At 44.8% G+C, this 1,816-nt stretch carries 2 protein-coding genes; one reads left to right on the forward strand and one right to left on the reverse strand.

Annotated features, from left to right (window positions below; all coding sequences use genetic code 11):
* Positions 1-796, forward strand: a 796-nt coding sequence (locus R7Q47_RS23585) for an alkaline phosphatase D family protein (RefSeq protein ID WP_318089537.1), incomplete at its 5' end; no start/stop codon positions are given.
* 78 nt (positions 797-874) lie between these two features.
* Here R7Q47_RS23585 and R7Q47_RS23590 read toward each other — a convergent pair.
* A partial coding sequence (locus R7Q47_RS23590) for a phosphoribosylaminoimidazolesuccinocarboxamide synthase (protein ID WP_318089539.1) occupies positions 875-1,816 on the reverse strand: 942 nt, incomplete at its 5' end.

The raw sequence follows: 1,816 nt of genomic DNA on the forward strand, positions 1-1,816 counted from the left end.
GAATCTCATGATGCTCGATACGCGCCTTGTCGGTCGTGATAAACCGTTGGATTACTTCTCACTCAGTGCACCAACAATGGAAGCTATCGGTGGGTTAGTTGCTCAATCACGCAGTGCAGACAGAGAACTGCTAGGCACTGAACAACTTGCTTGGTTGAAGAATGAATTCAACACGCACGATGCAAAATGGAACGTTCTAGGCCAACAAGTTTTGATGTCGCGAATGGAGCTACCAAGTTCAGTGATGACGGCGATGTTCCAACTGTTTACGTCAACAGAAGAGAAGAAAACAGAAGCGTTGTTGGCGGTGAATACAGCGATCACGGGTTATCTTGCCGATCCAAGTGCAGATCCCATTTCTCTGCCTTACAACCTAGATGCTTGGGATGGTTACTATGTCGAGCGTGAAAAAGTTTACCAACTGGTCAAGGCAAGCAGTGGCAATTTTGTGTGTTTAGCGGGCGATACTCACAACGCGTGGGCAAGTGAGTTAAAAGATGTGTCAAACAATCCGATAGGGGTCGAGTTTGCGACGAGCTCGGTGAGCTCTCCGGGGTTAGAAGAGTATTTGGCGTTGGACCCGGTAGCGATTGCTCAAATGGAATACACCTTGCCGCATTTAGTCTCCGAGCTGCAATGGGCTGACATCAAACAACGTGGCTTTATGCGAGTGACCTTTACTGCTGATGCCGCTCAATCGACGTGGTACTTGGTGTCGACCATCAAAGATAAAAAGTATCAGGTGACGACGAAGTCGGCGTCTACGACAAATGGCACAACGTTAGACATTATCTAATCTAAACTCGCGAAAAAGTAAAAGTCCGCTCATCAGGCGGACTTTTTTGTTGGCAATTTTCAATCAGCTTTCAGATAGCTAGTCGATCAAACCGTATTCTTTGCTGAGAATTTCGATGATTTCAGCTTTTGGATTTTCGCTTAACGTAATTGGTTTACCTGTAATTTTCTCGGCGATACCAATGTAGGTTCTTGAAATATCCATCAAAGATTCAACAGGAAGATCGTTATCGCGTGCAAGAGCTTCGCGCTCTGGCATACGTTCTTTGTTTAATAAGATATCTGGGTCAGGGAAGTGGTTAAGTAGGAACTGACGGAAACCTTCTTTCGAGTTTTCAACGATGCTACCTGCTTGATACTCCTTTGCATCCCAAATACGAGAAGAATCTGGCGTGCCAACTTCATCCATGTAGATCAGCTTTTCATTACCTGCGGCGTCATGAACATAACCAAATTCGAATTTGGTATCGACAAAGATTTGGTCGATTTCTTCTAACGCTTGGCTGATAACGTTAAAGCCTTCTTTCAACAATTTTTCGTACTGAGCGATATCTTCTGCGCTTGAGAAGTTAAACGCTTCATAGTTGTCCACGATATTTTGGCGAGTGATGTTCACATCGTCTGCTTCTGGTACGCCAGGAATGCCTTTTAGGATGCCTTTGGTTGACGGAGTCATTAGCAAATCCGGTAGCGCTTTATCTTTTTCTAACCCTTCAGGAAGTTGGATACCACAAAACTCGCGCTCACCATTTGCGTATGCACGCCACATGGAACCAGTGATGTATTTACGGCAGATTGCCTCAATTTTTACCGGTTTTGCTTTTTGAACGATCCAAACAAATGGGTGAGGAATATCTAAGATGTGGCTGTCAGCTAAGCCGTTGTCTTTAAAAAGCTTAAACCAATGATTTGAAATGGCATTCAATGCGGCACCTTTACCCGGAACACCTTTAAGCCCACCTTCACCATGCCAAATACAATCGAAAGCAGAAATACGATCGCTGATCACCATGATGGCCAG

The sequence above is a fragment of the Vibrio sp. Vb0349 genome (assembly GCF_033338975.1).